Raw genomic sequence first — 22,593 nt, 5'->3', positions numbered from 1 at the left:
TGTCAGCCGGTGTCAGTGCAGGTCAGACAGGTGTCAGCTCGGGATCGAGGAGCTTGTAGACGCCCACCTCGTCGGTCTCTTCGAGGTACACGCCCTCGTCGGCGAGAGCGGTCAGCTTCCCGGAGATCCAGGAACGAGCGCGGCCGATGCGGGTGCCCTTGCCGTAGGGCGCGAAGTCCTTCGGCCCGACCGTCTCCCGTCCTTCGGCGCGGAGTTCGGCGAGCATCGCCAGCAGCTCGGCCAGCGCCTCCTCCGGACTACGGTCGTCACCCTGGACGGGCAGCTGGTTGGGGAACTTCCACGGCTTGGCCACGGGCGGGATCTCCGCGTCGGGATCGACGGCCGGCTCCGGGGTGCCGTCGTCGTCACCGACGGCCGCGACGATGTCGCGCTCGACCTGGCGCTCCAGACGGATCTCCTCCTCTCGCTCGGCGTCCTGCTTGCTCATCACGGTCTCCTTCGGATTGATGCTGGTCAGGGACTGGCCGGGCGTGTAGATGGCGCGGTTGGCGTATGCCTCACCGGCGGCGACGGTGGTCGTGGTTCCGGCCGGGGTGTGGACGGCGTAGCGCTCCAGGACCTGCCGGATCTCGTCGTCGGTGATCGGGTCCCAGTGGCGGGCCTTCATCGAATAGCGCTCTTCGTCCACGCCGGGCGCCACCAGGTAGTGGTAGCCAGGCTTGCGGTTCTCCCACGCCTCGGGGCGGGCGCCGGCGTCGCGGACGTCGTCGGGCAGCGCCATGTCGGCGGTGGTGGCCCCTTTGACGCCGTAGCAGCGAACGCCGCCGAGCTGTTCGCGCACGTCGGTGGGCATCGACGTGGCCGAGGGGCGTTGCTGGCTGACCTCGACGCTGATGCCCGCCGAGCGGGCGGCTTCGACGACCGGTTCCAGCTCGCTGCCGTTGCGGAAGAGCTTCGCGGACTCCTCAAGGACGACGACCATGTACGGCATGCCGAGCTTGCGGAACGCCTCGGGTGTCCAGTTCTTGAAGCCGTGGCGCCCCAGCTCGTCGGCGCGGGCGGTGATGACGTGTGGCAGCGCGTCGACCATCGCTTCGCAGCCCGCCTGGGTGATCTCCACCCAGTCCATGTAGGGCAGCAGGGGCCCGAACGTCTGCATGCCCTTCGCCGGGTCGCCGCCCCACACGATGGCGTTGTACCTGGTCAGTACCTCAATGAGGGCGTAGACCGTGCCGGTGGACTTGGCGGACCCGTTCATGCCGAACACGCCGAAGTGTGTGGCGTTGCGGCGGGTCGTCTCGTCGGCCGGGTACCAGAAGCGTTCGGGCTCGCCGTCTTCGTAGATGCCGTTGACGATCGGTTCGGTGATGCACCCGCCCGGCGAGGACGGCCCGGGGTACGGGACGCCGCCGGCCAGCATGTCCTTGGGCACGAAGACGAACTCACCTTCGGCGGCGTTCTCGGTGTTCATCACGTTGCGGATCGCGTTCGCCGAGATGCCCAGCTCACCGGCGATGTTCTCGATGCGGCGGCCGATCTCGGCGCTGGTGAGCGCACCCGGGTCGGTGATCTTGTAGGGGGCGGTGACCTTGTTCGGCTCGACCTTCGGCTCCCCCCTCAAGGCGAGCTTCGCCTTGCCGAGACTCTTGACCAGCAGCCCGGTCTCGCCCGCCGCCTGCTCGCCGGTCTTCGCATCCGGGTTCGCCCTGAGCGCCTGGCGGATGTTCCAGCCGCCCGCCGCGACCGCACCGCCAATCGCCCACGTGGAGGCGAGGAAGGGGTCCAGCGGATCAGTGACGGTGGCGACGACCATGTACGAGGTGCCAGCCGCGGTGGACAGGGTGGCGTGCAGGCGCCTCGCCTTGGTGGTGCCGTCACCCGCCCACCACGCCGAGGCGGTCAGGAGGCCAGCGGCCAGGGTGAGGCCGACACCGGCGGCCGGGGAGCTGCCCCACAGGGCGTGGGTGCCGACGCTCGCCGGCATGGTGGCGGCCACGGTCAGCCACGGCCGGGCCCTCGGGTGCTTGAGGGCCTTCCACAGGTCACCTTTGACGGTGTCAGCCACGGTGTCACTCCAGATGTCAGTGCAGGTGTCAGTGCAGGTGAGAGGGGTGTCAGCGCGCGAGGGCGGCGATGAAGACGTAGAGGACGAACAGGACGGCCGCGATGGTCAGCCCGTCACCGATCAGGACGGCGTAGCGGACCCGCAGCCACAGGGCGACCAGCAGCCCTGCGACCGCGGCGACCACGAGGTCGATCACCACTGCTTCCAGACGGCGCCGCCCTGCTGGTTGTGCCGGTAGCGCGGCTCACCGCGGCGGCGTCCGGAGCTGATCTGCGCCAGCTCGGCCTCGAACTCGCGGGTGAAGGTGGCCCACAGCTTGGCCCCCTCCTTGCTGATCAGCTTCTCCGCGGCGGCGATGCGGCGCAGAGGGCGGGCCACTCGCCGCGCGCGGGCCCGGGAACCGGACATGGAGCCCGTCGTGTCGGGGATGGTGCGCAGCACCGCTTCGAGGGTCTCCGCGTCCAGAGCACGCTCGACGGCCCTCGGCCTGGCGTCTTTGCGGATGGCCTCGGAGAGGGCGCGGACGTCCTCGTCGGAAGTGAAGCCGCTGCCGGGCAGAGCCTTGCGGCGACCGCTTCCGCTCCCGCCGCCGTTGACGACGGTCTTGCTGAAACTGAGCGTCAGCGGCGGAAGGATGCCTCCGTCGGGCAGCAGGTTGACCTTGTTGACCTGGATCTTGGTGTTGCGGTTGCGCTGGACCGGCGCCGGAGCACGCCCGTTGGTGGGTGGGTAGTTCGGCGGCGGCGGGACCTGCCGGGCGCCGTTGGAGCCGTTGGCGGCTGCCATGGTCATCTCCTGTCGGTGAAGTGGGTGGGGGTGCGGTACCGGGTGCCGGTCCGGTGCGCGCGGCCAGGGGCCGCAGTAGCGGTACTGGACGGTCAGGATGCGAGGGCGGCGCGGCGGACGCGCCGGCCGTAGGAGTCGCCGGTACCGAGCCGGTTGCCGATGTCGGTACCGGTCATCTCCGGGTTGTCGGCGAGCCATTGGCGGGCGGTACTGACGTGCTCGTCGAAGCTGCCGGTGGCGGCCTTCTTTCGGGCGGTACTGGACCGGGTGGTGCGACGTGCCCGCCGTACCGGTACCGCTGTCTCGTGCTGCGGCTCCGGCTCCGGTACGGCCTGCAGTTCCGGGCGCAGTACCGCCTGATCCGGTACCGGCAGTTCGCGGGGTGCATCGGCGGTACCGGCGGGCGGTACCGGGGCGATCTCTGGTGCCGGTACCGGCTGCTGCTCGACGGTGACGCTCACAGTCGTCTCAGGCTCGTCGCCGCCCGGTACCGGTACCGCTTCACGGGCCGATGCCGGTACCGCCGTGGCGGGCGGTACCGCGAGGGTGTGCACCCGCCAGATCACGAGCGGTACCAGAAGCGACACCGCGGCGACGAGCGGTACCGACACGACCGCGACGCGGGCCTCCAGCATGTGCGCGGCGATCTGTGCGGTGCCCATCAGCACGAGCGACAGGGCGATGTCCCGGCCGCGGGACCGGCGGATCGCCGCGACCACGTACACGTCGATGGCGAGCGGCAGCAAGACCGCCACCGGTACCGCCGCCCCGATGGCGCGGGCGAGCTGGTACTCGGCGTAGGCGGTGAAGCCGACGCCGGCCGCCAGCGACACCGCGACAAGCGGGTCCCAGCGGTGACGGGTCGTCTTCGGCACGGGTGGTTCCTTCCGATCAGTGGATATGGCCGGTGATGAGGTCAGCGACGAACAGGGCGAGCAGAACGGCCGGGACGATGACCCCGAAGACCAGCGAGAAGGTCCGCATCACGCCCACCCCCCGATCGCCAGCGCGGCGGGGAAGAGCCCGACCGCGATGTGCATGGCCTGGTCGACGAGCGGCATCCCGCCGCGGTCGATGAAGTCGGCGCTGCCGGTGTGCTTCATCCACAGCCGCACGGGCCACCGGCGGTCGATCAGGCTGTGGGTGACGTGAATCCAGGCCACGGCCACGGCGACGCCGACGGCGGGCAGCGGCATGTCGAGGACCACGGCCATCAGGGCCAGTACGGCGAGTTCGGTGAGGGTGTGGGTGACCGCGTGCAGCTGGTTGGCGCCCCACCCGTGGTGGTGGCGGCCGGGCTGCGGATCGGTGAAGCCCTCAGTCCAGCCGGACTTGCGCTCCGACATGCGGTCACCCTGGAACAGGTAGTCCGCGGCGTGATGGGCGGCGTACAGCCCGGCGAAGCTCGCGGCGAACACCGCTACGGCGCTCACCCCGCCTCCGGCCCGTAGCGGCGGGCGAACGCGGCGACGTCCGTATACATGGCGCGGGCCGTGTCGGCGGTGAGACCGGGCTGCAGGTACCAGGCCCAGGCGTCCGCGTAGGGCGCGCCGGTGGCGGTGCGGATCAGCATTTCGATGATGGCGCCGACCGCGTAGTAGGTGGTGTGCACCCTTCCGTCGGCGACCTCGCCGGGGCCGCCCGCCCGGAAGGAGTCGGGCACCTTCCAGTCGATGGTGGCGGCGCGCTCGGCGGCGGCCTCGGCGTGCGCGACGACCTGCGCGCCGGTGATCGGCTGGCCGTCGGTCCCCCACCACAGGTTGCCGTCAGGGAACCGCCGCTCGTACAGGTCGCGGGCCCGGTCGATCAGGGTCTCGGTCGTGGTCATAGCTGTCCTCTCAGGTGCGGGGTTCGGGCGGGGTGTCATGACGTCTGCGGTCGAGGCATCGCGCGGCACGTCTCGGCGTGGGATTGCGCCCAGGCGTGTGTCCAGGCTTCACGGTCATCGCTGGTGGCCTGCGGGCATCCGGTGCAGGCCACGGCATAGCGCCAGTAGCTGTCCTCACCGGTGTCGGTGATGTCGACGGTGGCCTCAGCGACGGTGAGGTAGCGGGCGATGACGCCCTCGGGCCATGCGGTCTGCTGCTTCATCGGACGGCTCCCGGTTCGGTGATCTTGATGGGCACGCCGCGGTCGTCGCGGCGGTAGACGCGGTCGGCGTTGATCCGCATCTTGCGTTCGACGGCGTCCTGCAGATCGACGCCCGTCATGTCGGCGAGCGCGACGAGGAAGAGCTGAATGTCGGCGAGTTCGAGGTCGAAGCCGTCCTCGCCGCGCCGCCAGGCGGTGATGGCCTCGCCGACCTCGGCGGTCAGAAGGCAGAACTCCAGCTCGACGTTCGTCAGGTTCAGGTCCTTGGCGTTCTTGTTGGCGACCGCGGCGGCCTGGATGGCGCGCAGGTCCATCACGCCCACCTCCGCGGCGGCCCGTCGGGCGTGACCAGCACGTCGCGGGGCAGCGAGCCCTGCGACGGCCCGACCACGCCTTCGGCTTCCAGGGCGTCCAGCACTGCCATGGCCAGCGCGTAGCCGATGCGCAGCTTGCGCTGCAGCATGCTCGCCGAGCCACGCTGCGTCTGGATCACCAGGTCGCGGCACAGGTCCATCAGGTCGGCGTCGATCACCGCGCCCACCTCCGCCCGGTCTCGGGCCGCATCGCGATCCACACGAGGGTCGCGGCGAGCGCGGCACCCGCGGCCAGCGGCGTGTTGAGCACCCAGTCGGTGACCGCGACCGCGGCGGGCAGCAGCTGCGGGCAGGCGACCAGCAGCGCGATCGTCAGGGCCAGGGCGACCCACGCGGCGGGACGCATCGTCATCGCGCACCTCCGTTGAGGTAGGTGGCGGTGGCGGCCATCAGCTCGCCGTCCAGGCGCCGCGCCTCAACCCCGGCGTCGGACAGCACCTCCTCCCGGCCGTTGGCCTGGACGCCGTTGCGCACGGCGTCGGCCACGCGGGACGCCGCGTCGGCGAGCGCCAGGTTCGTGGTGACGGCCTCGCGGGCCACCCGGATCAGCTCCTCGGCCTCGGGGGCCATGGCCTGCACCCGGATCACGGCCCGCGACACGGCCGAGCGCGCCTCCCACCGGTCCAGGCGGCCCTCGCCGACATCCCGGCCCTCCCGGGCTGCGGTGACCTTCAGGTACACGTGGCGGCGGAAATCGACCAGCGCCCCGGCCAGGGTGACCGCGGCTTCACCGACCTCCCGCCGGTGCCGCTCGGCACGCTCCGTCCGGGCGGCGCGCACCACGGTCATGTACTGGATCAGCCCGGTCATTCCGGCGCCCGCGAGCACGGAACCCGCAGCGATGATGGCGTCGTTCATCACGCCACCTCGCCCAGGTCGGTGCCGTACAGCTCGTCGGCCAGCGGCGACTCGTCGGGGTGGCGGCGGTCGTAGCGGGCGGCCTCGGCGTACAGCCGCATCTGCTCGAACGGGTCGGTGCTGGCGTGGTAGCGGGTGACCAGCTGCGCCCGGTAGGCGTCGATGCTCTCCGCGGCCATGTAGTCGGCGACGTCGGGCAGGCCGTACAGCTCGGCGGTCGTCATCAGACCTTCTCCTGTCGATAAGTCGATACGAGTGGGGTGACCGGGCCCGCGGGACAGAGCCGCTGGCGGGCCCGGGGTGGGTCAGCTCGGGTTGGGCTGCGGGGCGGTGGCCGGCTCGGAGCGCAGGTAGCTGCCTGCCGGGTCGGCCTTGGCGTTCAGCTCGTCGCAGAGCTGGCAGGTGCGGGCCTGGAACTCGGCCGTGAGCTGGAGAGCGGCCTTCTCGGAGACGTGCGGCGTCGCGAGGATCGACGGCGTGGTCATCGAGATTTCGACGGTGTCGCCGGTCCCGACCAGTTCCTCGACGGCGGCCATGTACTGGCGCAGCGCGATGAGCATCGTCATCACGGCGCCGTCCGCGGGCGACACGTTGATCCAAGGGATGCTCACGACGTCTCCCGGGCCACGATCTTGAACATGTCGCCGTGCGCGCTGTACACCACGTGCACGTCCTCGCCCGCCGCGCGCAGGACCTCCACGGCGGCGTCGAGGATCAGCGTGGCGCGCGGGTTGCCGGCGGGCAGCTGGCGCGGAAGAGAGACCGGGGCGGTGGGGACGGTCGGCTCGATGGCGACGGTCATGACGTCACCGCCGTGTCCGCCTGCAGCGCCAGACGCCGGATGCCGGCGGCGTGCGCAGCCAGCTGGTCGGCGAAGGCGAGGGCGGCGTCGCGGTAGAGGGCGGCATCTTCGTCGCGGCCGTCCGGGTCGACCGCCAGGTACGTGCGACCTCGGTTCTCCCCCGGAGCGAACGGCCACTGAGCAAGTCGGGCGACCATCACCGTCTCGGAGCCGTTGTACAGCGGCATCGACAGTCGGACCGGGGCGCCCTCGTGGTGGACGTCCTCCAGATGGCGCGGGTTCTCGGCCGCGTGGTCGACCGTGCACCACGTCGGACACTCAAGACTCGTGCGCTGGTCGTGCACGAATACCGCGGCCATACGAGGCAAGGCCTCGGCCGTCAGAGTCAGGGAGTAGGCGATGGGTGCGTCGGGGTCCGGAACTCGCGCCCCGAGTTCGCGGATGCTGTCCGCGACACTACGATTCGTCATGTCTGGTCCTCAGTGCTTAGCGGCGTAGGACTGGACACCCGCCCCGGTGGTGACACACCGGGGTCGGGGTTGACGGCCCTGTCGGTTGGTGACACAACCGGCAGGGCCTCTCTTGTTGCTGGTTCGAAGCTAGCGCACACCAGGGCGCCTGGGCTAGCCTAGATGCAAGATTTCTTCGACTGGAAGGGGCACTGATGGCTGAGGCGGCATACCTGCGCGTCGCAGCGGAGCTCCGAGCCGCCATCGACGCAGGCGAGTATGCGCCCGGCACAACCCTGCCGTCGGGGGCGGACATCGCCGAGAACTACGGCCTCGCTCGGGCAACCGCTCAGAAGGCGCTGCAACAGCTCGCCACCGATGGATACGTGGATCTATTTCGGCGACGGCGCGCTGTCGTGAGATCGCGCCCAAGGGAGCGAGCCGTGATCCGTGACCGCATCGTGTATCGCGACGAAATCGGCTACTTCTTCGACCGCAACGCGGTGAACTGGCGACCCGTATCCGCCCCAACTCGTCGCATCGGGCCTCCGCCCAACCATGTCGCCGACCTGCTCGGCACTCCGCGTGGCGAGAACGTCCTCATCCGGGACCGCGCAATGGGCCCGCCCGGCGCCAAGCACGCGTTGCAGCTCGCAATCAGCTACCTGCCTCTGAGCCTCGTCGCCGAAATCCCGGTGGTGGGAGGCGACAAGACGGGGCCGGGCGGCATCTACGACCGCATCGAAGAGCACTACGAGGCGCCGATAGCGTGGCGGGAAACGGTTTCTGCGCGGACCGCCGGCAGTGCGGAGCAGGAACGGCTCGGAATCCCCGCTGCCGTACCCGTGCTCGTGGTCACCAGGGAAGCCACCGTACCCCGCGACGGAGAAGTGCTTCCTGTGGAAGTCAACGAGACGACCATGTCCGCCGAACAGTTCGCCGTGGCCTACGCCATCTCCCGAGACGCGAGCGCAGCTTGGTCGGGCGGCACCGCCTGACGCCTCTGCGCCCGCTGTCCACCCGCCCGGCCCGGGCGGCGGGTCTCCCTGTTGTGGATCTCTAGTCTCGCTAGGCTCGCACCTCTCCCCGGAAGGAAACTCCAGTCATGCGCCCGCAACGGTTCCAGGATTTCGTGATCAAGACGCTCGCCAAGGCGCCTGACGTGCAGAACGCGGAGGCGTGGCAGGACGGGAACAGGCGTCCCTACGGCGTGCACGTCGCGTTCTCGTCGGGAGCGCAGCTGTGGGCGACGGTGGCGTGTCAGATGCCCCCCGGCCACAGCTGGGACGAGCCGGAAGTGCCGGTGACCGGGGAGCCGCTGGCCGATGCCCCGGTGCCGGACCTATATGAGGGCGGCAAGGCGTCTCCGCTGCGAGCCGAGGCGTATCTGGCGGCCGTGCTGGCGAACTCCGGCAGTGCGGAGATCGAGCGGACCTACGGCTACTCGGACGGGGCGACCACCACCCGGCCGACGGCGCACCCGGGTGTCGGCGTGGTCTTCCACAGTGGCGGGAAGGGGTTCTTGCTGTTCGAGCAGGCGGCGCGGGCCGGCCAGGGCAAGGGGTCGCGCGCCTTCGACTTGCAGGACGCCTTCTGACCCCTGCGTGCCCCCTGGCGCCCGGTACGGCGGCGCGGGCACGCTGGAGTTCTCCGATGCGGGAGGGCGCCATGCGGTGCGACCCAGGACGATGTGACGGCTGCTGCCCGGTGTGCGGTGCGGGCGTGGGTTCCGAGCCCGGCGAGCCGACGACCATCCACCAGCCGGCGGACGACCGGGACACCTGCCCCGGCTCCGGCCAGCCAGCCCAGTAGAACAGCGCAATGAGCCCCCGCCCAATCCGGGCGGGGGCTTCGTCGTGTTCAGCCGAGGTGGGTGAGCTGTACGAGGGCGATGGTGTCGTCGCCGATGACGATGACGCCGGTGACGCGTCCGCGGGCGATGGTGCGGAACACGCCGTCGTCGACGCCGTAGGGCGTGGAGGCGGCGATGGGGTCGGCGAGCGCGTCGAGGAGGCACACGGCGAGGTCGCGGCGGGCGTCGTCGGGAAGGCGGCGGTAGTCCTCGTGGACGGTGGGGTCGAGGCGCAGCCGGTAGGTCACGCGGCGCCTCGGGCGCGGTCGGCGCAGGCCCGGAGTTCCTCGGGGCTCACCTCGATGAGGCTGGCCTCATAGTCGGCCGGCAGGCGGCCGGTCTCCCGGTAGTGGCTGCGCAGCTTCTCGATGCGGGGCCGGCCTTCCTCGAACTCGGCGATGAAGCGGACCCAGCGTTCGAGGATGTCGGGCAGGCGCTGGACGTCGGTGAAGGAGACATCGCGCATGAAGGTGGCGCGCAGCTCGGGGTGGGGCAGGGCGTGCGCGATGGAGTCGATGGTCCACGGCTCGCTGGACATGTCGGCCTCCCGTGGGCGATATCACCGTGATATCGGCGAGTCTAGCGGGGCTGGCCTGCCGTCCGCCGGGCATCCTCCGAGACAGTCGCGGGACCACCGTGACCAACCAGGCTACCGCCCCGTTCTCCCACTGTGACCGACGACGCCCTCGCCGCCCTGCACGCGCTCCTGGACGCCGACGACCCGCGCCTCCCGCTGGTCACGGCGGGTGAGGCGCGGGTCGCGGTGGCGCTGCTGGCCCACTACGGGCAGGGCGACGACGAGGCGGCGGCCCTGGCCAGGCGGTGGTCGGCGAACGTGGCGCGGCGGCTGGCGGCGGAGTGACTACGCCTCTGCCGGGGCGGCCCAGCTCGGGGTCGCGCCCGCGGCCCGCCGCCGGTACGCCTCGGCGATCCCTGCCGGGGAGGCGATGTCCAGGCACCTTGCGCACGTGCTCTCGTCGCAGTCTGCGGCCACGGCATAGATGAGGTTCAGGCCGATGCGTCCTGCGGTGAAGCTGTCTCCGCACACCGGGCACTGGATCAGGTCGGCCGCGGTGGCGGGCAGGGTGCCGTTCTCGACGGCGTCCCGCAGCGCCTTCGACCGCTCCCCGCTGGCGCGGTAGAAGGTCTGCCACCGCGCCTCCCCCGGAGCCTGCCGGCCCGCCGGCGTGGGAAGGCAGGCTTCGCAGTGGGGGCGCAGGTACACGGGGGCGTCGTCGTTGACGTACTCGGCTGCGTTCATGCCGATCTCGTCGAGGCCGACGGCGGCGCAGTGGTGGCACTTCCACGACGGCTCGGGCTCGACGTCCTCGTACTCGGGGGGCTCCATGTAGGCCATGGGGTCAGTGTCCTTTCAAAGGTCGTGGCGGATGGTGGTTTCCGGTCAGGCCGCGGCCCGGTCGGCGAGCGGAAGCGCGCCGTGAAGACGCGATCACTCGGGCTTCCGGCAATGGTGGTAGGCGCGGATGACGACGCCGTACCAGTTCCGCACTTCAGTGGTGTCGCCCTCGCAGTCCTTGGTGAGGCAGACGACGAACGCGGGGCGCAGCGGCTGCGGCTCCGGCTGATTGATGCCCAGCTCCCGCTCCAGGCGTTCGATCTTGTCGTAGTCGGGGCGGCTCATGCCGCGCTCCGTTCGGCCCGGTCGGCGAGCGGCAGGTGGAAGATCTCGGCGTGGCCGTACTGCCGGTCGCAGGCGGTGCAGCGCCGTCCGGGGGTGGTGAGGGTGACGCGCATGGGCTGCCCGCACGCGCACTGCACGGTGATGCGCCGTTCCGCTTGTTCGCCGGTGACGAGCCGCTGCGCATGGCCGTGGAGGGCGCGGATCTCGCGGTGCAGATCGGCGGAAGCGCTGAAGCTGCTATAGATCCACGGGGCGTTGGCGACGAGGAAACCGGTCACTCCGGCGAGGGTTTGCCGCAGGTCGCCCCGGAACGGCGCCGCCTCGTAGCCCAACTCGTCGCGCACCGCGGCCTCCCAGTCGGCGAGGACGGTCACCAGCCCGCCGCGCGCCCGCAGGTCCAGCACGTGCAGCGAGCACGGCAGCGGCGCACCGCGCGTTCCGCTGACGCGCCCGTCGCCGCGGCCCGAACCCGGCTCCAGGAGATCGCCGAGCTGGTCGTACAGGGCCGGCAGCTCGCGGAGCATGGCGGTGCCGCGATCCTGGCAGATGCGGCACACGAGACGGTCCCACTCGTCATCGCGAAGGCCGCGCATGCAAATCGTGCAAACGGGGCTGACGGCGTCGAGGTCGTGCATGGCGGTCTCCTTGCGGTCGTGCGGGCGGGGCTGCGGGCAGCTGCCGCCCCAGGGCGGGTCAGGGGCGGGTGATGTGCAGGCGGCGCCGTCCGCCGCCGGGCATCTGGTCGGCGACGACGTGGTAGCCGGCGGCCCGCAGTTCGGCCGTGTACTGCTCCAGGCCGGTGGTCTCGCCGGGCCCGTCGTGGAAGACGTTGACCTGGCGGCGCCCGGCCTGGACGGCCCGGTAGCCGGGGTCCCAGCCGTAGTCCGGGTCGTACTCGGACGGCTCGTAACCGCCGCTGGCAAGGGCCGCGTTGACGTCGCGGGCGCGGATCACGCGGGGCATCAGGCGGCCTCCTTCGGCGGCAGGCCCGCGCTCTGGTGGCACGGGCAGATGCATTTCGCGTCGCACCACTTGCATTTGGCCGGGACCTTGGCCCCCGCCAGGCCGTGCGCGCCCTGGCAGTAGCCGTGTTCGCCGTGCAGGCAGCCGGTGGACAGGTACGCATGCCCTGCCGGGCCCTCTGGCGGCCTCGCAGCGCTCCGGACGGGTTCAGCCCCGTCCGACGGCTCCGAGGCCGTCTCGCGGGCGCTCAGGGCTTCCCGGGCCCGTTCCAGCTCGGCGTACAGCTCGTCGAGCTGGTCATCGGTGATCTGCGAGGCGGTGGGGCGGGCGGTCATCAGGCGGCCCCGCCGTGCTCGGGCCGGCGCTCGGCGGGCAGGTCGGTGTCGCAGTAGAAGCCGATGGTCAGGTGCAGGCCGTGGTCCTCGACGACCTTCCACACCGCGGTCGCCGTGCACGGGGACCGGCCGTCCTGCCGGCGGTGGAAGTTGGTGGTGCAGGGCTCGGGGTCCGGCGGCTGCATCGCCCAGCCGTCCGCGCGGCGGAAGACGCGCACCTCGGGCCCGGCCTCCCCGCCTCCGCACGGCTCCTCGTCGGGCTCGCAGTCGTCGTGGACCTCGGGCGGGTCACCGGCGGCGATGCCGCAGGCGCAGCACTCAAGGAAGTCGCCGCTCTCGCCGGCGGCCGGGTCGAACCAGGTCGCGAAGTGGAGGTTCTCCGGCGTGCCGCAGTCCTGGCAGGTCATCGGCCCGGTGTAGCCGTGGCGCCGGGCGATCTCCGTGGTGGTCATGAAGCATCTCCTTCGGTGCGCTGTGCGGGCAGGTAGCCGAGGCGGGTGCCGGGCGGGATGGGCAGCGGGGTCCACAGGCGGGTGACGGTGAACTCGTCGATCCAGGCGTCGCCGTCGAGGCGCTGGCGCCAGGTGCCGTGCAGGTGCAGGCGGGTGCCGACCGCCAGTGCGTGCACGTAGCTGACGGCGAGGTTGGTGTGCTCGTCGCGCAGCACCACGTGGTGCACGTCCGTGCCGCCGTAGCGGCCCTCGGGAGTCCAGCGCTTCACCGACAGCCGGAAGCGCAGCTCGGGCACCGTGTCGTCGCCGCGGACCAGGCACGGGCGCTGGACCGAGGAGACGGTGCCGGTCAGTGTGCGGGGCCGGGTGTCGGGCATCAGGCGGCCTCCCCGAACTCACGCCGCGCGGCGGGCAGCAGGCCGGCAGCCTGTGCCGCCGCGACGAGCCCGGCCTCGTCGGTCCGCAGACGCCTGCGGATCCGGTACAGATAGGTGGCGACGGTCTTGCGCTTGAGGCGGAAGCGGCGGCCGATCGCCGCGCGGTCCATGCCCGCGGCAAACGCCTCCAGGATCTTCTGTTCCTGCTCGGGCAGGCGGGGCGGCCATACGGCGCCCAGTGCGGCATCCCGTTCCCGGTTGCGCCGCCGCATGGCGCTGCGTGCCGCGTTCCGGCATGCCGGACACGGGCCGTCGGGGTCGTAGCGGCGGTGCCACTGGGCACCCGCCTCGGTGCCGCAGACGGGCCGGATGTCCTCCGGCTCCGGCTCGGTCTCAGGCGGGCAGCCGGCCGCGGTGCGCTCGGCGGTGGTCTCGGCACCCCATACGCCGACGGCGCGGTGCTGTCGCGCCCATTGGCGGCAGGCGAGCATCAGCGGGCAGTCCAGGCACAGGTCGACGGCGTCCTCGTCGCTGGCGTGGAAACGGATGGGCTGCAGGGCGCACGGTGTGCGGGCGGTGGTCCCGGCGAGGAAGTCGGGGTGTGTGATCGGGGCGGCCATGGCGGGGTTCTCCTCTCAGAACAGGCGGTCGGGTCCGGGCGGCGGGGTCGCCGCCGGTGCGGCGGTACGGGTGCACCGGTGGTCGGCGACGACCAGGTGGGTGCAGGTGCCGCCGGCGATGTGCCAGCGGTCGCGGATCAGCAGCCGCGGCGGCAAGTGCGGGTGCAGGCGCAGGCAGTAGGTGAACCGTCCGGCGAGCCGCACCTGAAGCTCGGCCGCGAGCCCGAGCGGGTACGGATCGGCGCGCACGTCGACGGCGGCGGTGCGGCCGGCCAGAGCGCGCAGGACCGGGGCGCGGCAGCGCGGGCACTGCTGGGCGCGCGGCCGGTCGCTCTGCGGCGCGGACGTGTCGAGCCAGGCGGGCGGCGGCTTCCTGGCGGTCATCGCGCACCGTCCGGGTGCGAAGGGGTTGCGAAGGGGTTTGCGAAGGGGTTTGCGAAGGACTTGACCTGCGGATCGAAGGGGTCGAAGGGGTTTCGACGCCCTCGCCTTGCGTGTAGGGCTGCACAACGGCGTGTGGGGGCGTATGTCTTCTCACATGCGTGAGGCCTGAAAAACCCCTTCGACTCCTTCGCAGTGCAGGTCAAGTCCTTCGACAAGTCCTTCGCAAACCCCTTCGCAACCCCTTCGCACGTGTCCATGTCAGACACCCTCCAAGTAGGTCATGCCGGACAAACGCACACCAAGCGTCAGGGCCCGGCGTGACCTCGGGTCCCTGCCGCTCTCGATGCCGCGCTCCTTGAGCGCCAGGGCGAACGCTGTGACCGACATGGGGCGCAGGCCCGAGGCTTCGGACCAGATCTTGTAGTTGGCGTAGAGCAGCCGGGTCTCGGTGGCGCCCTGCGGCACTTCGGCGGTCTCCTCCTCCAGCCATATGGCCAGCGGATCGGAGCTGGCGAGATGTTCGCGCGTCTTCTCCCGGACCGCCTCGGGCACGGACAGCCCGTCCCGCTGCCACTCCAGGCAGCCACGGATGGCCCAGTTGAGGACGCCGGCCGCCTCGGTCGCCATGATCTTTTCGTCGAGCTTGGCGATGCGCTTGTTCGGCGGAACGACGACGTCCCACCCGATGTCCTGCAGGCGCCGGGCGATCCCGTGCCCCCCGCCCACGCGCGGCAGGTAATTGGTGGCCAGGTGGATCTTCCCGACGGGGCGGAAGTCGAAGAACTCGGCGTGCATGAACCGGGCGGACATGGTGTCCTCGCCGGTGAGCTGCTTGACCAGCTCGTCGTCCAGCTTCTTGCCGGCGCTGGTCTCGGTGGTCGACAGCAGCCGCTTGCCCATCATCCGGGCGATGTCATTGGGGATGCCGTCGGACTGCTTGGCCAGCAGCGTCGAGCGGGGAACGGACTGCGCGTAGTCGCCGAGCAGTTCCATCATCACCCGCATGAAGACGCCCTTGCCGTTCTGGCCGTCGCCGTGGTGGATGAACATCACCTGCTCCTCGGTGGAACCGGTGATCGTGTAGCCGACGACCCGGGCCAGATAGGCGCGTCGCTCCGGGTCCGGCATGACGCTGTCGAGAAACGCCTCGAACTGCGGGCAGGTGGCCTTGGGGTCGTACCGGACGGGTGACTGCTGCATCAGGTACAGATCCCGGCTGTGCGCGAGCAGGTCGCCGGTTTTCAGGTCGACGATCCCGTTGGCCACGTTCAGGAGCATCTCGGGCCGGTCGAAGTGGCTCATGGTGCAGTGCACCGCCGGGTGGGCCTGCAGGACTTCCCGGGCCGCGGCCAGCTTGGTCCGCATCCGCTGCCCCCGCGCCCACTTGGTGAACTTCTCCCGTTCGGTCAGCAGGTCGTCCTTCGAGGGGCGCACGTCCGGCTCGATGGCCGGGGGTTCGTCGGAGTAGTTGTCGGCCTCGTCTGCCAGGTGATCGACGGTGGACACGACCCGGGTCCACACGCCGGTGTTGGCGCCCTTGAGAACCCACCGGCCCGCCTCGTAGAAGGCCCACTGTTCGGTGTCGGTAATCCAGCGGATCTCGGTGCCGTAGCGGTCCACGACCCTCTGCGCGTTGCCGATGTCATCCCAGTCGCGTCGCGGCATCGGCACCGGCAGCAGCGGCCGGCGCTCCTCGGGCGCCGTCCAGGTGCCGTCATCGGCCTGCCGCTTCAAGGCGGCGGACCCTTCAGTCGCCGGCCGCTCGCCCGCTACCGGCGCGGTCGGCGGCGGGACGGTCCGCAGGTGGCGCTCGGGCGCGGTGCCGTAGCCGCGGCGGCGCAGTTCCTTGGCGGCGCCGCTGTAGTCGCCGCGGTGTTCGAGCAGGGCGTGGGCGGCGAACTTGGTGTAGGGGTGCTCGGGGTCGAACTCGGTGCTGGAGGAGAAGACGAAGAGGCGGTCGCGGTCGTCGGCGTGGCCAGTGGTGGCGGAGATGCCCAGGCCGTTCTTGCCGGGCCGCTGCCAGTAGCGGGTGCGGCCCCGCTGCCCGAGCAGGCGCCAGCCGTGCGGGGTGAGGATGTCGGTCCAGTCGGTGCGCTGCTCGAAGTCCTCGCCGGGCTTCAGAGAGCCGTCCGCCGCCGGGGCGGCGGCGCGGAAGAACGCCTCCTGTGCCGGGTCCGCCGGGGCGGGGAAGGTGGCGGCGGGCATGGTGTCGAGGGTGCGGGCGACGCTGTGCAGCGCCTCGCGCTCCTCGGCCGTGACGACGGCGAGCGTCTCCGGTGCGCCAGCGAGCAGCTGGTAGGGCAGGCCGGTCTCGTGCACGGGCCCGGCGGAGGGGGCGACGACGACGAAGCCGCCCTCGCCGCGGGTCTCGACAAGATCGCGCACGAAGACCTTGCCGGGCTTGTTCGCGAGCACCTGCCGCTCATCGTCGGTCAGCTCGTCGTCGCGGGCCGGGCGGCGGGCCAGCTTGGTGTTGCCCGGCACCGGCTGCCCGTCCAGGCGGTACAGGACGTGGATGCCGCCGGACGGGGAGCGCTCCAGGTAGCCGGCGGCCACCCGCTTCCAGATGCCGCCGAGCCCGGAGTCCTCGGCGATCTCGCCGAACTCCTTCAGGACGCCTTCGGCGACGGCGCGGCCTTCGAACTCCAGCATCTCCAGGCCGCCGGAGACGGCGCCGCACACGATGCCGAGCCCGGGGTGGCCGCCTGCGAACCAGGCGCGCAGCTGCTGCTCGGTGGCACGTTCCTTCTGGTGTGCTGCCCAGTTGCCGAGCGGCCGCTTGGTGCCGTCGGTGGCCACGCGGACGACGCTGGCGCCGGCGGCGTGCCAGGCGAGCGCGGCACGGAGGGTGTCCTGCGGTGGCTCGGTGCTCAAGGCGGTGCTCCTTGTCCGGTGGTACGCGAAGGCGGCGGCCTCGGTGCCCGCCCCGGGCGTCGGACCCGGGGCGCCGGCCTGGTTACCGGGCGGGCGAGGTGGTGCGGTGGCGCGGCTCAGAACGGCGGGGGCTCGGTGCTGCCGCCGTTCGCCGCAGGCGCGGCCTGCCGCTGCTGGCCCTGGAGCTGGGCGAGCAGCGCCTGGACGGCCGGGTCGTTCAGGTCCGGCTGGCCCGGCGCCGCGGACGCGGCCGGGGTGGTGATCTCGCCGGTGGTGGTATTGACTCCGGCCGGGGCCGCGGGCTCGGGGGTGTTCAGCTCGGCCTGTGCAGCCGGGGTGTACTCGGCGGCGTACTCCTTGGGCGGGTTGAACCGCGGGTTGCTCGCGGTGCCGTTGCGCACGTAGGTGACCTTCAGGACGCCGCCGACCTCCAGGCCGCGGGCGCCGGAGGCCCGCACGGCCTGCTGGATCGCCTGCTTCATCTGGCCCTTGACGTAGATGCGGCGCGCGCCGTCGTCGTCGGCGTCGGCCGGGTCGCGCTGGTCGGTGGCCAGCGTCACCGACAGCTGCATGCGCGGCTGGCCGTCGTTCCAGAACAGCGGCTCGCCGGTGGAAAAATCCTTCTGCTGCTGCACGACGGGCTGTTCGCTGATGCGGCCGGTGACGGAGGCGCCGGGCTGCTCGAACCGGGCGGACTTGGCGCCGCCCGCCATCAGGAAGGAGTTCGCGTCCATAGCGGGAGTGCTCATGAGTTCCTTTGCTCCTTGGGGGAGGTGGGATTGATCACGCCGACTTCTGCGAGTCGGCGAGCTTTTGGGCGGCGTAAGCCGCTCGTTTCCGGGTGTTGATGCGTTCGCGATTAGCGGCGCGGTGGGCTCGATACGCCGAACGGCGGCAGGTGCGGCAAGCTCGCCCACCCGAAGGGGCGAGATAGCTGTTCATGCCCGTCAGCGGATGCCCCCGGGGGCAGTGCGTTTTGCGCGCGTTACGTCCGCTGAACCCGTTCCCACGACGGAGGTTCTCCGCCTGACTGACCGGTTCTAGGTGCCACGGATTCACGCACTGGGCATTGCGGCAGAGATGGTCAAGGACAAGCGATTCCGGGATCGAAGCTCGGAGATATTCGTATGCCCATCGGTGCGCTAGTACGTTGCGGCCCGAGGCGTAGAACCTGCCGTAGCCATTGCCGGCGCCCCGCCAGATCCAGCAACCGGCCACGTTTGCTCCGTCGACCTTTTCCCAGAAGCGCTCCTCGGTGGTCTTCACGCGACCAGCTCCTCGAAGCCGTGCCGCCTGACCTGCTTCATGACACCGGGGCACCCGGAACTCAGGTCACTGGAACCGGGCCGGAACCACGGGCACCACTTGCATTTGGCGTCTTCCGGTATGGGGATTTCCGACCAGCGCTCCGGATTGGCTTCGGGGTCCAGCGCCAGCAGGCGCGCCTTGATGCGGTCGAGCCGCTCCAGGGCGTCGAGCGCCACCTGACGCTGGTACTCCTCGGTCCAGACGTGGACGCGCAGTTCGTGGTGGCGGGCCACGAAGACGATGGCTACTCGCTCCGGCGATTCTCCGGCGTTCTCCTGGCCGAGGCCGTAGAGGTGCGCTTGTACGCGATATTGCACCCCGGGACCTTTACGCCGGTACGCGTCGAAGCTGGAGACGCCCACGAGCTTCCAGTCGAGGTTGGTCCGGGTCAGCCGGTCGTACAGGTCGGCGGACCCCGTGACATCGAATCCGAGGACGGTACTGCCGCCTTCGCGGACGGTTACCCGCTCTTCGATCCGGTAGCGCGGGCGCCCATCCGGCAGTACGGCGTTGCGGCCGGTGAAGACCTCTTCCATCCATCCGTGGAAACCAGTTCCGATCACGCTGGCTATGGGGTCGTGGTCGGTGTTGCAGGCCGGCCACTCGAAGAGCTTGTAGGTGAGCTTGCGCTCGCACGGCTCGCCGACCTCGGAGGGACCGATGCGGGTCTGCCGGGAGCGGGGGCTGTTGTTGGCGGCGTCGGTGATGAGGTCGGCGACGCGGGCGGCGAGGGCCTGGCCGGTGGCGTCGTTGCCGGTGGCGATCATGCGGCGGCTCCTTGGTGGGAGTGACGCACGCGTCGCGATTCTCGAATTTTGCGACAGACGTGGCACTCGCGCCGCCCATTCCGCTGGCGATGGCCGGTGTAGGCGTGGCCGTGAGGGCAATGCGTGGCCGTCGCCGGCCGACTGGAGCGCAGGTTTTCGGCATGCGCGATCGCCCTCAGGTGCCAGGGATTGACGCAGCCACGCCTGTGACAGAGGTGGTCGATCTCGTAACCGTTCGGGATCTTCCCGAAGGTCAGCATGTAGGCGACCCGGTGCGCCTTCTCGGTTCGTGCACCGTCGTACACGTTGCCGTAGCCGGTGGGGGTGCAGGCGCCGAGCCATGACCAGCAGTCGTGCAGCGTGTTGGCCACCCGCACCTTGGACCAGAAGCGTTCTGCCAGTGGCTTCGTCATGCCGCTTCCCCCTCCTTGGGCTCATCTGCCTGCGGAGGAAGTTCGAGGAGTTCGCGCAGCATCGATACGAACTGCCGGCCGCTCATGATGACGAACCAGTCAGCGGGATTGCTCTTGCCGCGGCGCTTGCTCCACACGGCCCCAAGAGATGCACCGTCGTTGACTCGTTCGATCTCGGCCTCGTCGACCCAGGAGGCGAGTTCGGTGCGGGCGCAGTTCTTGACTTCCAGGACGGTGCCGGGGATGCCGGCGACGTCGCCGCGGTCCTGACTGCCGTTCAGAGCGCGGCGCTCGGCCTGGATGAAGCCGCGGCTGCGCAGGTAGGCGACGACGGCGCTCTCGGCGCTGGTGCCCTTCTTCTTGGAGGCGCTCACTGGCTGCTCCCTTCGCACAGGCGCCGGTACTCGGCGTCGATGTCCTCGTCGGCGGGCTGGATGGTGGTGAGGGCGGCGGCACGGGCGGTGCGCTGGAAGGCGCGGCGCCGGCGGCGGTGGCGCACGGTGGCGACGGCCAGCCAGGCGGCGCCGATGAGGCTGCCTCCGGCGGCGGCCAGGAGGACGGCGTGCGCGGTGGCGACGGCGATCTCGTGGAGGGTGTTCACGTGTCGTCGCCTCCTTCGATGGAACCGATCCAGGTGCGGCACAGGGAGTTGCGGACGGTTGCGCGCTTGGATCGGGCCACGCCGTGGGGTTCGATGACGCCGTTACGGTGGGCGGCGGCAAACTGCGGGCCCCAGTGGTTGGGGTGGCGGGGTTCGCTGACCAGTCCGGCGGCGACGAGGTCGGCGGCCTGGAACGGCAGCATGAGGGTGGCGGCCACGGCGATGCCCTTCTGGCATTCGGCGGCCCACGCGGTATCGGTGTGGGCTGCGGCGTCGTCCATGCCCTGCTGCTGGGCGATGTCGGCGGCGACCGGGTCGACGATGTTCACGAGGCGGTCACCGCCTCGGTGCTGCTCGTGGTGTCCATGTGGACCTCCGGAAGGGTGTGGTCCGCCCGGCCGCCCGCGGGGAAGGGCGGGCGGCCTGAGCGAGTGGGTGGTTGGTGCGCCGGGCCGCCGGCCGTGGTCATCCGGCGGCCCGGCGGGTCAGGCGGCGCCCACGTCGGCCTGCTTCGTGCTGGCCGGGTCGACGTAGTACGGCGCGCTGTCGAACAGCCCGTCCTCCTGCGGCGGCAGCCGCTTGGCCGCCCGCTTGAAGATGCGGCGCACGGCCCCGTCACACGACGGGCACAGCGCGATCAGTCGGGAGGCGGGCAGGGACGCGGCGGCGGTGAAGTCCACCGACGGGTCACGCGGCACGGCGATCAGCTTGATCTCGCCGATCTTGCTGACGAGCATCCCGTTCTCGTGCGGGCAGCGCATCTGCCGACCGCGCCGGTCGGGGTCGTGCCGCTTGCCGCACACCCCGCGGCACTCGCAGCGGTCCCCGGCGGCCCGCATCACCTTGTTCCACAGATCGGCTCCGACGAGCGGCGGGCGGGTCATGACGCCGTCACCTTCTTCTCGGACCAGGCGGCGAGCGCCGTCCGCAGCCGCACGGCCTCCTCGCGGGCCACCCGCAGGTCTTCGAGGGCGCCGGAGTAGTCGACGGCCGCGCGGTCGAAGTCGGCCTCCAGCCGGGCGCGTTCGTAGCGCAGCCGGTCGTTCTCGGCGGTGAGCCGCACGACCGTGCACACCAGGTCGTCGCACTCGGCGCGCAGCTGCCCGGGGGTCTTGCCGCGGCGCCGGGCCCGGGAGCGGACGGCGGCGATCGGGGACCTCATGCCGTCGCCTCCCGCACCCGCGTCTGGACGCGGCCGAGGTGCGCCGCGAATACCTGCTCGGGGTTGTCGACGACCGAGGCGAGCGCCGTCAGCGCGGTGATGGCCACGTCGCAGAGTTCGTCGGCGACGTCCTCGCGGGTGTGGGTGACGCCCTTGCGCGGGTTCTGGCCGGTCATGCCGATCCACGCTTGGGCGACTTCCCCCGCCTCCTCGGTGATCTTCAGGATGCGGAGGGTCTTCTCGTGCTCGTCGCGGCCGTTCGCGTCATCCAGCCAGGCCACGAAGTCGCGGATCGTCGGCCACATGTCCGCCGGTTCCGCCGCGTCGTCCTCGACGGAGTCCTGGCAGTCGGGGCACAGTCCGGTGATGCGCCACTCGGTTTCGTACTGGCGGGCCTCGTCCTCGTTCCAGAAGACGCGCGCCTCGCCATTCTCCGAGATCAGCGGCTTGCCGCAGCCGATCGGCGGCTTGAGGCAGCGCTCCTCACGCACCGCGTCGGCGGGCAGGTCGCCACCGGAGAGGGCGGCCAGTGCTTCGGGGATGCTCGTCATGGCTCAGTCCTCGTCGCAGTAGTCGTGGGTGTGGACGTGGCCGATGCTGTGCCGCGGCGTCTTCGCCTTCGGCTTGGCCGCCTTGCCGCGGGAACCCCGCGCGCCAGGGCCGGGCTTCAGCGGCGCGGACACCGCCGCCGGGGCCATGGACCGGTCGTCGCAGTCGTCGTCGCGGTCGGTGCACGCCGTCAGCGCGGACGCGGCCAGCAGCAGCGCGACGGTGGTGGCGGCGGTGGTGCGGCGCATCATCGCGACCTGCTGGAGTCGTTGGCCGTATTGAGGGCCTCGAACGCGAGCCGGATCTCGGCGACGATCTTCTTGACTTCGATGTCGGAGGGCTCGCGCTCGTAGAGCTGGTCAGGTCCGTACCGCACGGCGCTGGTCGCCCAGGCGTGCATGTACGCCTCGTACTGGGCCTGCGAGACGCGGCCGTCGCGGTACTGCCACTCAGCTTGGTCGGGTGTCAGCTGCACCAGGCGGTGCGCGTCACACTCGGGGCACAGGCCCTCAAGGTGATTACTGTTGGCGCCAGGACGGTAATGGCCCGGAACGCCTATCGTGCTCGTCTTTCGGCCGCCGGTCACATCTCCTCCTCGGGGAGCGCGGCCTCCAGCTCGTCTGCGTGCTGCCAGCGGCTACGAGTGCTGGGGTGATCGTCCACGGGGCCGGCGCAGATCGCCTTGACGGCCGCGGCGATGGATGCCGGGTCGCTCAGCCAGTCCACGGGCAGAAAGTGCAGGCTTTGCAGGGAGCCGTGGTGGTCGATGTAGCGGCCGTAGCGCCATCCCTCGTCGGAGTCCCAGCGCACGGCCAGGCCGAAGGGGTATGCGGCTGTGCTGTGGCGCGGACGCTCCTCGTCGACCCATTGGAAGACGCCGGTCATGACGATCTCGTCATCGCTCCAGG

General features: G+C 71.0%; 43 protein-coding genes. 3 read left to right on the top strand and 40 right to left on the bottom strand.

Going from position 1 to position 22,593, the window contains the following annotated elements; all coding sequences use genetic code 11:
• Positions 1-22: 22 nt before the first annotated feature.
• The 15 genes from traB to CP984_RS23320 all read right to left on the bottom strand — a co-directional run bounded on the left by traB (position 23) and on the right by CP984_RS23320 (position 7,407).
• Entirely contained in the window at positions 23-2,026 is a 2,004-nt protein-coding gene (gene traB / locus CP984_RS23385; RefSeq protein ID WP_003979834.1) for a plasmid transfer protein TraB, read from the bottom strand.
• A gap of 49 nt (positions 2,027-2,075) precedes the next feature.
• Positions 2,076-2,222 (bottom strand): hypothetical protein, encoded by a 147-nt coding sequence (locus CP984_RS41385; RefSeq protein ID WP_156100314.1) that lies wholly within the window; start codon positions 2,220-2,222, stop codon positions 2,076-2,078.
• A complete protein-coding gene (traA, locus tag CP984_RS23380; protein ID WP_003979835.1) occupies positions 2,219-2,812 on the bottom strand; it encodes a plasmid transfer protein TraA in 594 nt (197 codons plus the stop codon). Before traA ends, CP984_RS41385 begins: the two co-directional genes overlap by 4 nt.
• Before the next feature lie 92 nt (positions 2,813-2,904).
• On the bottom strand, positions 2,905-3,687 hold the full coding sequence (locus CP984_RS23375; protein ID WP_003979836.1) for a hypothetical protein: 783 nt from the start codon (positions 3,685-3,687) through the stop codon (positions 2,905-2,907).
• Positions 3,688-3,795: 108 nt separating this feature from the next.
• Positions 3,796-4,245: a DUF3307 domain-containing protein gene (locus CP984_RS23370; RefSeq protein ID WP_003979837.1), complete on the bottom strand. Its 450-nt coding sequence runs from the start codon at positions 4,243-4,245 to the stop codon at positions 3,796-3,798.
• Entirely contained in the window at positions 4,242-4,640 is a 399-nt protein-coding gene (locus CP984_RS23365) for a hypothetical protein (RefSeq protein WP_003979838.1), read from the bottom strand. Before CP984_RS23365 ends, CP984_RS23370 begins: the two co-directional genes overlap by 4 nt.
• 35 nt (positions 4,641-4,675) lie before the next feature.
• Entirely contained in the window at positions 4,676-4,903 is a 228-nt protein-coding gene (locus tag CP984_RS23360; protein ID WP_003979839.1) for a hypothetical protein, read from the bottom strand.
• On the bottom strand, positions 4,900-5,217 hold the full coding sequence (locus tag CP984_RS23355; RefSeq protein WP_003979840.1) for a nucleoside triphosphate pyrophosphohydrolase family protein: 318 nt from the start codon (positions 5,215-5,217) through the stop codon (positions 4,900-4,902). The genes CP984_RS23360 and CP984_RS23355 overlap by 4 nt, the downstream gene beginning before the upstream one ends.
• A complete protein-coding gene (locus tag CP984_RS23350; protein ID WP_226048691.1) occupies positions 5,217-5,435 on the bottom strand; it encodes a DNA translocase FtsK in 219 nt (72 codons plus the stop codon). The genes CP984_RS23355 and CP984_RS23350 overlap by 1 nt, the downstream gene beginning before the upstream one ends.
• Positions 5,432-5,629, bottom strand: coding sequence for a hypothetical protein (locus CP984_RS23345; protein WP_003979842.1), 198 nt, complete (start codon positions 5,627-5,629; stop codon positions 5,432-5,434). Before CP984_RS23345 ends, CP984_RS23350 begins: the two co-directional genes overlap by 4 nt.
• On the bottom strand, positions 5,626-6,135 hold the full coding sequence (locus tag CP984_RS23340; RefSeq protein WP_003979843.1) for a hypothetical protein: 510 nt from the start codon (positions 6,133-6,135) through the stop codon (positions 5,626-5,628). The genes CP984_RS23345 and CP984_RS23340 overlap by 4 nt, the downstream gene beginning before the upstream one ends.
• Positions 6,135-6,359 carry a hypothetical protein gene (locus CP984_RS23335; RefSeq protein WP_003979844.1) on the bottom strand — a complete coding sequence of 75 codons (225 nt, stop codon included), beginning with the start codon at positions 6,357-6,359 and terminating at the stop codon, positions 6,135-6,137. The genes CP984_RS23340 and CP984_RS23335 overlap by 1 nt, the downstream gene beginning before the upstream one ends.
• Positions 6,360-6,440: 81 nt before the next feature.
• A complete protein-coding gene (locus CP984_RS23330) occupies positions 6,441-6,746 on the bottom strand; it encodes a hypothetical protein (RefSeq protein WP_003979845.1) in 306 nt (101 codons plus the stop codon).
• Positions 6,743-6,937, bottom strand: a complete 195-nt coding sequence (locus CP984_RS23325; protein WP_003979846.1) for a hypothetical protein — start codon at positions 6,935-6,937, stop codon at positions 6,743-6,745. The genes CP984_RS23330 and CP984_RS23325 overlap by 4 nt, the downstream gene beginning before the upstream one ends.
• Entirely contained in the window at positions 6,934-7,407 is a 474-nt protein-coding gene (locus CP984_RS23320) for a DUF6907 domain-containing protein (protein ID WP_030184060.1), read from the bottom strand. Before CP984_RS23320 ends, CP984_RS23325 begins: the two co-directional genes overlap by 4 nt.
• Positions 7,408-7,601: 194 nt before the next feature.
• On the opposite strand from CP984_RS23320, the gene CP984_RS23315 reads away from it, so the two are divergent.
• Together CP984_RS23315 and CP984_RS23310 are read left to right on the top strand one after the other, a co-directional pair.
• Positions 7,602-8,384, top strand: coding sequence for a GntR family transcriptional regulator (locus tag CP984_RS23315; protein WP_003979848.1), 783 nt, complete (start codon positions 7,602-7,604; stop codon positions 8,382-8,384).
• 107 nt (positions 8,385-8,491) lie between these two features.
• Positions 8,492-8,983, top strand: a complete 492-nt coding sequence (locus CP984_RS23310; protein ID WP_003979849.1) for a hypothetical protein — start codon at positions 8,492-8,494, stop codon at positions 8,981-8,983.
• Between the two features lie 263 nt (positions 8,984-9,246).
• Here CP984_RS23310 and CP984_RS23305 read toward each other — a convergent pair whose 3' ends face one another.
• Both CP984_RS23305 and CP984_RS23300 read right to left on the bottom strand, forming a co-directional pair.
• Positions 9,247-9,486: a hypothetical protein gene (locus CP984_RS23305; protein WP_003979850.1), complete on the bottom strand. Its 240-nt coding sequence runs from the start codon at positions 9,484-9,486 to the stop codon at positions 9,247-9,249.
• Positions 9,483-9,776 carry a hypothetical protein gene (locus tag CP984_RS23300; protein ID WP_003979851.1) on the bottom strand — a complete coding sequence of 98 codons (294 nt, stop codon included), beginning with the start codon at positions 9,774-9,776 and terminating at the stop codon, positions 9,483-9,485. Before CP984_RS23300 ends, CP984_RS23305 begins: the two co-directional genes overlap by 4 nt.
• Before the next feature lie 132 nt (positions 9,777-9,908).
• Here CP984_RS23300 and CP984_RS23295 point away from each other — a divergent pair, with 132 nt between their 5' ends.
• Positions 9,909-10,100: a hypothetical protein gene (locus tag CP984_RS23295; RefSeq protein ID WP_003979852.1), complete on the top strand. Its 192-nt coding sequence runs from the start codon at positions 9,909-9,911 to the stop codon at positions 10,098-10,100.
• On the opposite strand, the gene CP984_RS23290 is transcribed toward CP984_RS23295, so the two are convergent.
• From CP984_RS23290 to CP984_RS23180, 23 genes are all read right to left on the bottom strand, one after another.
• The gene (locus tag CP984_RS23290; RefSeq protein WP_003979853.1) at positions 10,101-10,595 is read right to left on the bottom strand and encodes a hypothetical protein; all 495 of its coding nucleotides are present in this window, start codon (positions 10,593-10,595) and stop codon (positions 10,101-10,103) included.
• Between the two features lie 93 nt (positions 10,596-10,688).
• Positions 10,689-10,880 carry a hypothetical protein gene (locus CP984_RS23285; protein ID WP_003979854.1) on the bottom strand — a complete coding sequence of 64 codons (192 nt, stop codon included), beginning with the start codon at positions 10,878-10,880 and terminating at the stop codon, positions 10,689-10,691.
• On the bottom strand, positions 10,877-11,515 hold the full coding sequence (locus CP984_RS23280) for a hypothetical protein (protein WP_003979855.1): 639 nt from the start codon (positions 11,513-11,515) through the stop codon (positions 10,877-10,879). The genes CP984_RS23285 and CP984_RS23280 overlap by 4 nt, the downstream gene beginning before the upstream one ends.
• Before the next feature lie 58 nt (positions 11,516-11,573).
• Positions 11,574-11,843 (bottom strand): hypothetical protein, encoded by a 270-nt coding sequence (locus tag CP984_RS23275; protein WP_003979856.1) that lies wholly within the window; start codon positions 11,841-11,843, stop codon positions 11,574-11,576.
• Positions 11,843-12,178 carry a hypothetical protein gene (locus tag CP984_RS23270; RefSeq protein WP_003979857.1) on the bottom strand — a complete coding sequence of 112 codons (336 nt, stop codon included), beginning with the start codon at positions 12,176-12,178 and terminating at the stop codon, positions 11,843-11,845. Before CP984_RS23270 ends, CP984_RS23275 begins: the two co-directional genes overlap by 1 nt.
• On the bottom strand, positions 12,178-12,630 hold the full coding sequence (locus CP984_RS23265; RefSeq protein WP_003979858.1) for a hypothetical protein: 453 nt from the start codon (positions 12,628-12,630) through the stop codon (positions 12,178-12,180). The genes CP984_RS23270 and CP984_RS23265 overlap by 1 nt, the downstream gene beginning before the upstream one ends.
• On the bottom strand, positions 12,627-13,007 hold the full coding sequence (locus CP984_RS23260) for a hypothetical protein (RefSeq protein WP_003979859.1): 381 nt from the start codon (positions 13,005-13,007) through the stop codon (positions 12,627-12,629). Before CP984_RS23260 ends, CP984_RS23265 begins: the two co-directional genes overlap by 4 nt.
• Positions 13,007-13,627 (bottom strand): WhiB family transcriptional regulator, encoded by a 621-nt coding sequence (locus tag CP984_RS23255; RefSeq protein ID WP_003979860.1) that lies wholly within the window; start codon positions 13,625-13,627, stop codon positions 13,007-13,009. The genes CP984_RS23260 and CP984_RS23255 overlap by 1 nt, the downstream gene beginning before the upstream one ends.
• 15 nt (positions 13,628-13,642) lie before the next feature.
• Positions 13,643-14,011, bottom strand: a complete 369-nt coding sequence (locus CP984_RS23250) for a hypothetical protein (RefSeq protein ID WP_003979861.1) — start codon at positions 14,009-14,011, stop codon at positions 13,643-13,645.
• A gap of 258 nt (positions 14,012-14,269) precedes the next feature.
• Complete coding sequence (locus CP984_RS23245) at positions 14,270-16,885, bottom strand: phage/plasmid primase, P4 family (protein WP_003979862.1); 2,616 nt, start codon at positions 16,883-16,885, stop codon at positions 14,270-14,272.
• Positions 16,886-17,001: 116 nt separating this feature from the next.
• A complete protein-coding gene (locus CP984_RS23240) occupies positions 17,002-17,634 on the bottom strand; it encodes a hypothetical protein (RefSeq protein ID WP_030184075.1) in 633 nt (210 codons plus the stop codon).
• A 34-nt stretch (positions 17,635-17,668) separates the two neighbouring features.
• Positions 17,669-18,151 (bottom strand): HNH endonuclease signature motif containing protein, encoded by a 483-nt coding sequence (locus CP984_RS23235; protein WP_078575438.1) that lies wholly within the window; start codon positions 18,149-18,151, stop codon positions 17,669-17,671.
• Complete coding sequence (locus CP984_RS23230) at positions 18,148-18,960, bottom strand: hypothetical protein (protein ID WP_003979865.1); 813 nt, start codon at positions 18,958-18,960, stop codon at positions 18,148-18,150. Before CP984_RS23230 ends, CP984_RS23235 begins: the two co-directional genes overlap by 4 nt.
• Positions 18,957-19,373 carry an HNH endonuclease signature motif containing protein gene (locus CP984_RS23225; protein ID WP_003979866.1) on the bottom strand — a complete coding sequence of 139 codons (417 nt, stop codon included), beginning with the start codon at positions 19,371-19,373 and terminating at the stop codon, positions 18,957-18,959. The genes CP984_RS23230 and CP984_RS23225 overlap by 4 nt, the downstream gene beginning before the upstream one ends.
• Positions 19,370-19,747 (bottom strand): hypothetical protein, encoded by a 378-nt coding sequence (locus CP984_RS23220; RefSeq protein WP_003979867.1) that lies wholly within the window; start codon positions 19,745-19,747, stop codon positions 19,370-19,372. Before CP984_RS23220 ends, CP984_RS23225 begins: the two co-directional genes overlap by 4 nt.
• Positions 19,744-19,974: a hypothetical protein gene (locus tag CP984_RS23215; protein WP_003979868.1), complete on the bottom strand. Its 231-nt coding sequence runs from the start codon at positions 19,972-19,974 to the stop codon at positions 19,744-19,746. The genes CP984_RS23220 and CP984_RS23215 overlap by 4 nt, the downstream gene beginning before the upstream one ends.
• Entirely contained in the window at positions 19,971-20,303 is a 333-nt protein-coding gene (locus tag CP984_RS23210) for a hypothetical protein (protein ID WP_003979869.1), read from the bottom strand. Before CP984_RS23210 ends, CP984_RS23215 begins: the two co-directional genes overlap by 4 nt.
• Positions 20,304-20,459: 156 nt before the next feature.
• The gene (locus CP984_RS23205) at positions 20,460-20,858 is read right to left on the bottom strand and encodes a hypothetical protein (RefSeq protein ID WP_003979870.1); all 399 of its coding nucleotides are present in this window, start codon (positions 20,856-20,858) and stop codon (positions 20,460-20,462) included.
• Complete coding sequence (locus CP984_RS23200) at positions 20,855-21,136, bottom strand: hypothetical protein (RefSeq protein ID WP_003979871.1); 282 nt, start codon at positions 21,134-21,136, stop codon at positions 20,855-20,857. Before CP984_RS23200 ends, CP984_RS23205 begins: the two co-directional genes overlap by 4 nt.
• Positions 21,133-21,687 (bottom strand): MazG-like family protein, encoded by a 555-nt coding sequence (locus CP984_RS42830; RefSeq protein WP_003979872.1) that lies wholly within the window; start codon positions 21,685-21,687, stop codon positions 21,133-21,135. The genes CP984_RS23200 and CP984_RS42830 overlap by 4 nt, the downstream gene beginning before the upstream one ends.
• 3 nt (positions 21,688-21,690) lie before the next feature.
• Entirely contained in the window at positions 21,691-21,936 is a 246-nt protein-coding gene (locus CP984_RS23190; protein WP_054102855.1) for a hypothetical protein, read from the bottom strand.
• Complete coding sequence (locus CP984_RS23185; protein WP_030184089.1) at positions 21,933-22,160, bottom strand: hypothetical protein; 228 nt, start codon at positions 22,158-22,160, stop codon at positions 21,933-21,935. The genes CP984_RS23190 and CP984_RS23185 overlap by 4 nt, the downstream gene beginning before the upstream one ends.
• Before the next feature lie 107 nt (positions 22,161-22,267).
• Positions 22,268-22,570, bottom strand: a complete 303-nt coding sequence (locus tag CP984_RS23180) for a hypothetical protein (RefSeq protein ID WP_139679701.1) — start codon at positions 22,568-22,570, stop codon at positions 22,268-22,270.
• Positions 22,571-22,593 lie beyond the last annotated feature (23 nt).

The organism is Streptomyces rimosus, from assembly GCF_008704655.1.
GTDB classification, from domain to species: domain Bacteria; phylum Actinomycetota; class Actinomycetes; order Streptomycetales; family Streptomycetaceae; genus Streptomyces; species Streptomyces rimosus.
This window is presented reverse-complemented; position numbering and strand designations above follow the sequence as displayed.

Excerpts from the sequence above, each read along its gene's own strand:
- traA (WP_003979835.1), bottom strand. The coding sequence starts at position 2,812 with ATGGCAGCCGCCAACGGCTCCAACGGCGCCCGGCAGGTCCCGCCGCCG.
- CP984_RS23365 (WP_003979838.1), bottom strand. The coding sequence starts at position 4,640 with ATGACCACGACCGAGACCCTGATCGACCGGGCCCGCGACCTGTACGAG.
- CP984_RS23360 (WP_003979839.1), bottom strand. The coding sequence starts at position 4,903 with ATGAAGCAGCAGACCGCATGGCCCGAGGGCGTCATCGCCCGCTACCTC.
- CP984_RS23355 (WP_003979840.1), bottom strand. The coding sequence starts at position 5,217 with ATGGACCTGCGCGCCATCCAGGCCGCCGCGGTCGCCAACAAGAACGCC.
- CP984_RS23345 (WP_003979842.1), bottom strand. The coding sequence starts at position 5,629 with ATGACGATGCGTCCCGCCGCGTGGGTCGCCCTGGCCCTGACGATCGCG.
- CP984_RS23340 (WP_003979843.1), bottom strand. The coding sequence starts at position 6,135 with ATGAACGACGCCATCATCGCTGCGGGTTCCGTGCTCGCGGGCGCCGGA.
- CP984_RS23335 (WP_003979844.1), bottom strand. The coding sequence starts at position 6,359 with ATGACGACCGCCGAGCTGTACGGCCTGCCCGACGTCGCCGACTACATG.
- CP984_RS23325 (WP_003979846.1), bottom strand. The coding sequence starts at position 6,937 with ATGACCGTCGCCATCGAGCCGACCGTCCCCACCGCCCCGGTCTCTCTT.
- CP984_RS23320 (WP_030184060.1), bottom strand. The coding sequence starts at position 7,407 with ATGACGAATCGTAGTGTCGCGGACAGCATCCGCGAACTCGGGGCGCGA.
- CP984_RS23315 (WP_003979848.1), top strand. The coding sequence starts at position 7,602 with ATGGCTGAGGCGGCATACCTGCGCGTCGCAGCGGAGCTCCGAGCCGCC.
- CP984_RS23310 (WP_003979849.1), top strand. The coding sequence starts at position 8,492 with ATGCGCCCGCAACGGTTCCAGGATTTCGTGATCAAGACGCTCGCCAAG.
- CP984_RS23300 (WP_003979851.1), bottom strand. The coding sequence starts at position 9,776 with ATGTCCAGCGAGCCGTGGACCATCGACTCCATCGCGCACGCCCTGCCC.
- CP984_RS23290 (WP_003979853.1), bottom strand. The coding sequence starts at position 10,595 with ATGGCCTACATGGAGCCCCCCGAGTACGAGGACGTCGAGCCCGAGCCG.
- CP984_RS23285 (WP_003979854.1), bottom strand. The coding sequence starts at position 10,880 with ATGAGCCGCCCCGACTACGACAAGATCGAACGCCTGGAGCGGGAGCTG.
- CP984_RS23280 (WP_003979855.1), bottom strand. The coding sequence starts at position 11,515 with ATGCACGACCTCGACGCCGTCAGCCCCGTTTGCACGATTTGCATGCGC.
- CP984_RS23275 (WP_003979856.1), bottom strand. The coding sequence starts at position 11,843 with ATGCCCCGCGTGATCCGCGCCCGCGACGTCAACGCGGCCCTTGCCAGC.
- CP984_RS23270 (WP_003979857.1), bottom strand. The coding sequence starts at position 12,178 with ATGACCGCCCGCCCCACCGCCTCGCAGATCACCGATGACCAGCTCGAC.
- CP984_RS23265 (WP_003979858.1), bottom strand. The coding sequence starts at position 12,630 with ATGACCACCACGGAGATCGCCCGGCGCCACGGCTACACCGGGCCGATG.
- CP984_RS23260 (WP_003979859.1), bottom strand. The coding sequence starts at position 13,007 with ATGCCCGACACCCGGCCCCGCACACTGACCGGCACCGTCTCCTCGGTC.
- CP984_RS23255 (WP_003979860.1), bottom strand. The coding sequence starts at position 13,627 with ATGGCCGCCCCGATCACACACCCCGACTTCCTCGCCGGGACCACCGCC.
- CP984_RS23250 (WP_003979861.1), bottom strand. The coding sequence starts at position 14,011 with ATGACCGCCAGGAAGCCGCCGCCCGCCTGGCTCGACACGTCCGCGCCG.
- CP984_RS23240 (WP_030184075.1), bottom strand. The coding sequence starts at position 17,634 with ATGAGCACTCCCGCTATGGACGCGAACTCCTTCCTGATGGCGGGCGGC.
- CP984_RS23230 (WP_003979865.1), bottom strand. The coding sequence starts at position 18,960 with ATGATCGCCACCGGCAACGACGCCACCGGCCAGGCCCTCGCCGCCCGC.
- CP984_RS23225 (WP_003979866.1), bottom strand. The coding sequence starts at position 19,373 with ATGACGAAGCCACTGGCAGAACGCTTCTGGTCCAAGGTGCGGGTGGCC.
- CP984_RS23205 (WP_003979870.1), bottom strand. The coding sequence starts at position 20,858 with ATGACCCGCCCGCCGCTCGTCGGAGCCGATCTGTGGAACAAGGTGATG.
- CP984_RS23200 (WP_003979871.1), bottom strand. The coding sequence starts at position 21,136 with ATGAGGTCCCCGATCGCCGCCGTCCGCTCCCGGGCCCGGCGCCGCGGC.
- CP984_RS42830 (WP_003979872.1), bottom strand. The coding sequence starts at position 21,687 with ATGACGAGCATCCCCGAAGCACTGGCCGCCCTCTCCGGTGGCGACCTG.
- CP984_RS23190 (WP_054102855.1), bottom strand. The coding sequence starts at position 21,936 with ATGATGCGCCGCACCACCGCCGCCACCACCGTCGCGCTGCTGCTGGCC.
- CP984_RS23180 (WP_139679701.1), bottom strand. The coding sequence starts at position 22,570 with ATGACCGGCGTCTTCCAATGGGTCGACGAGGAGCGTCCGCGCCACAGC.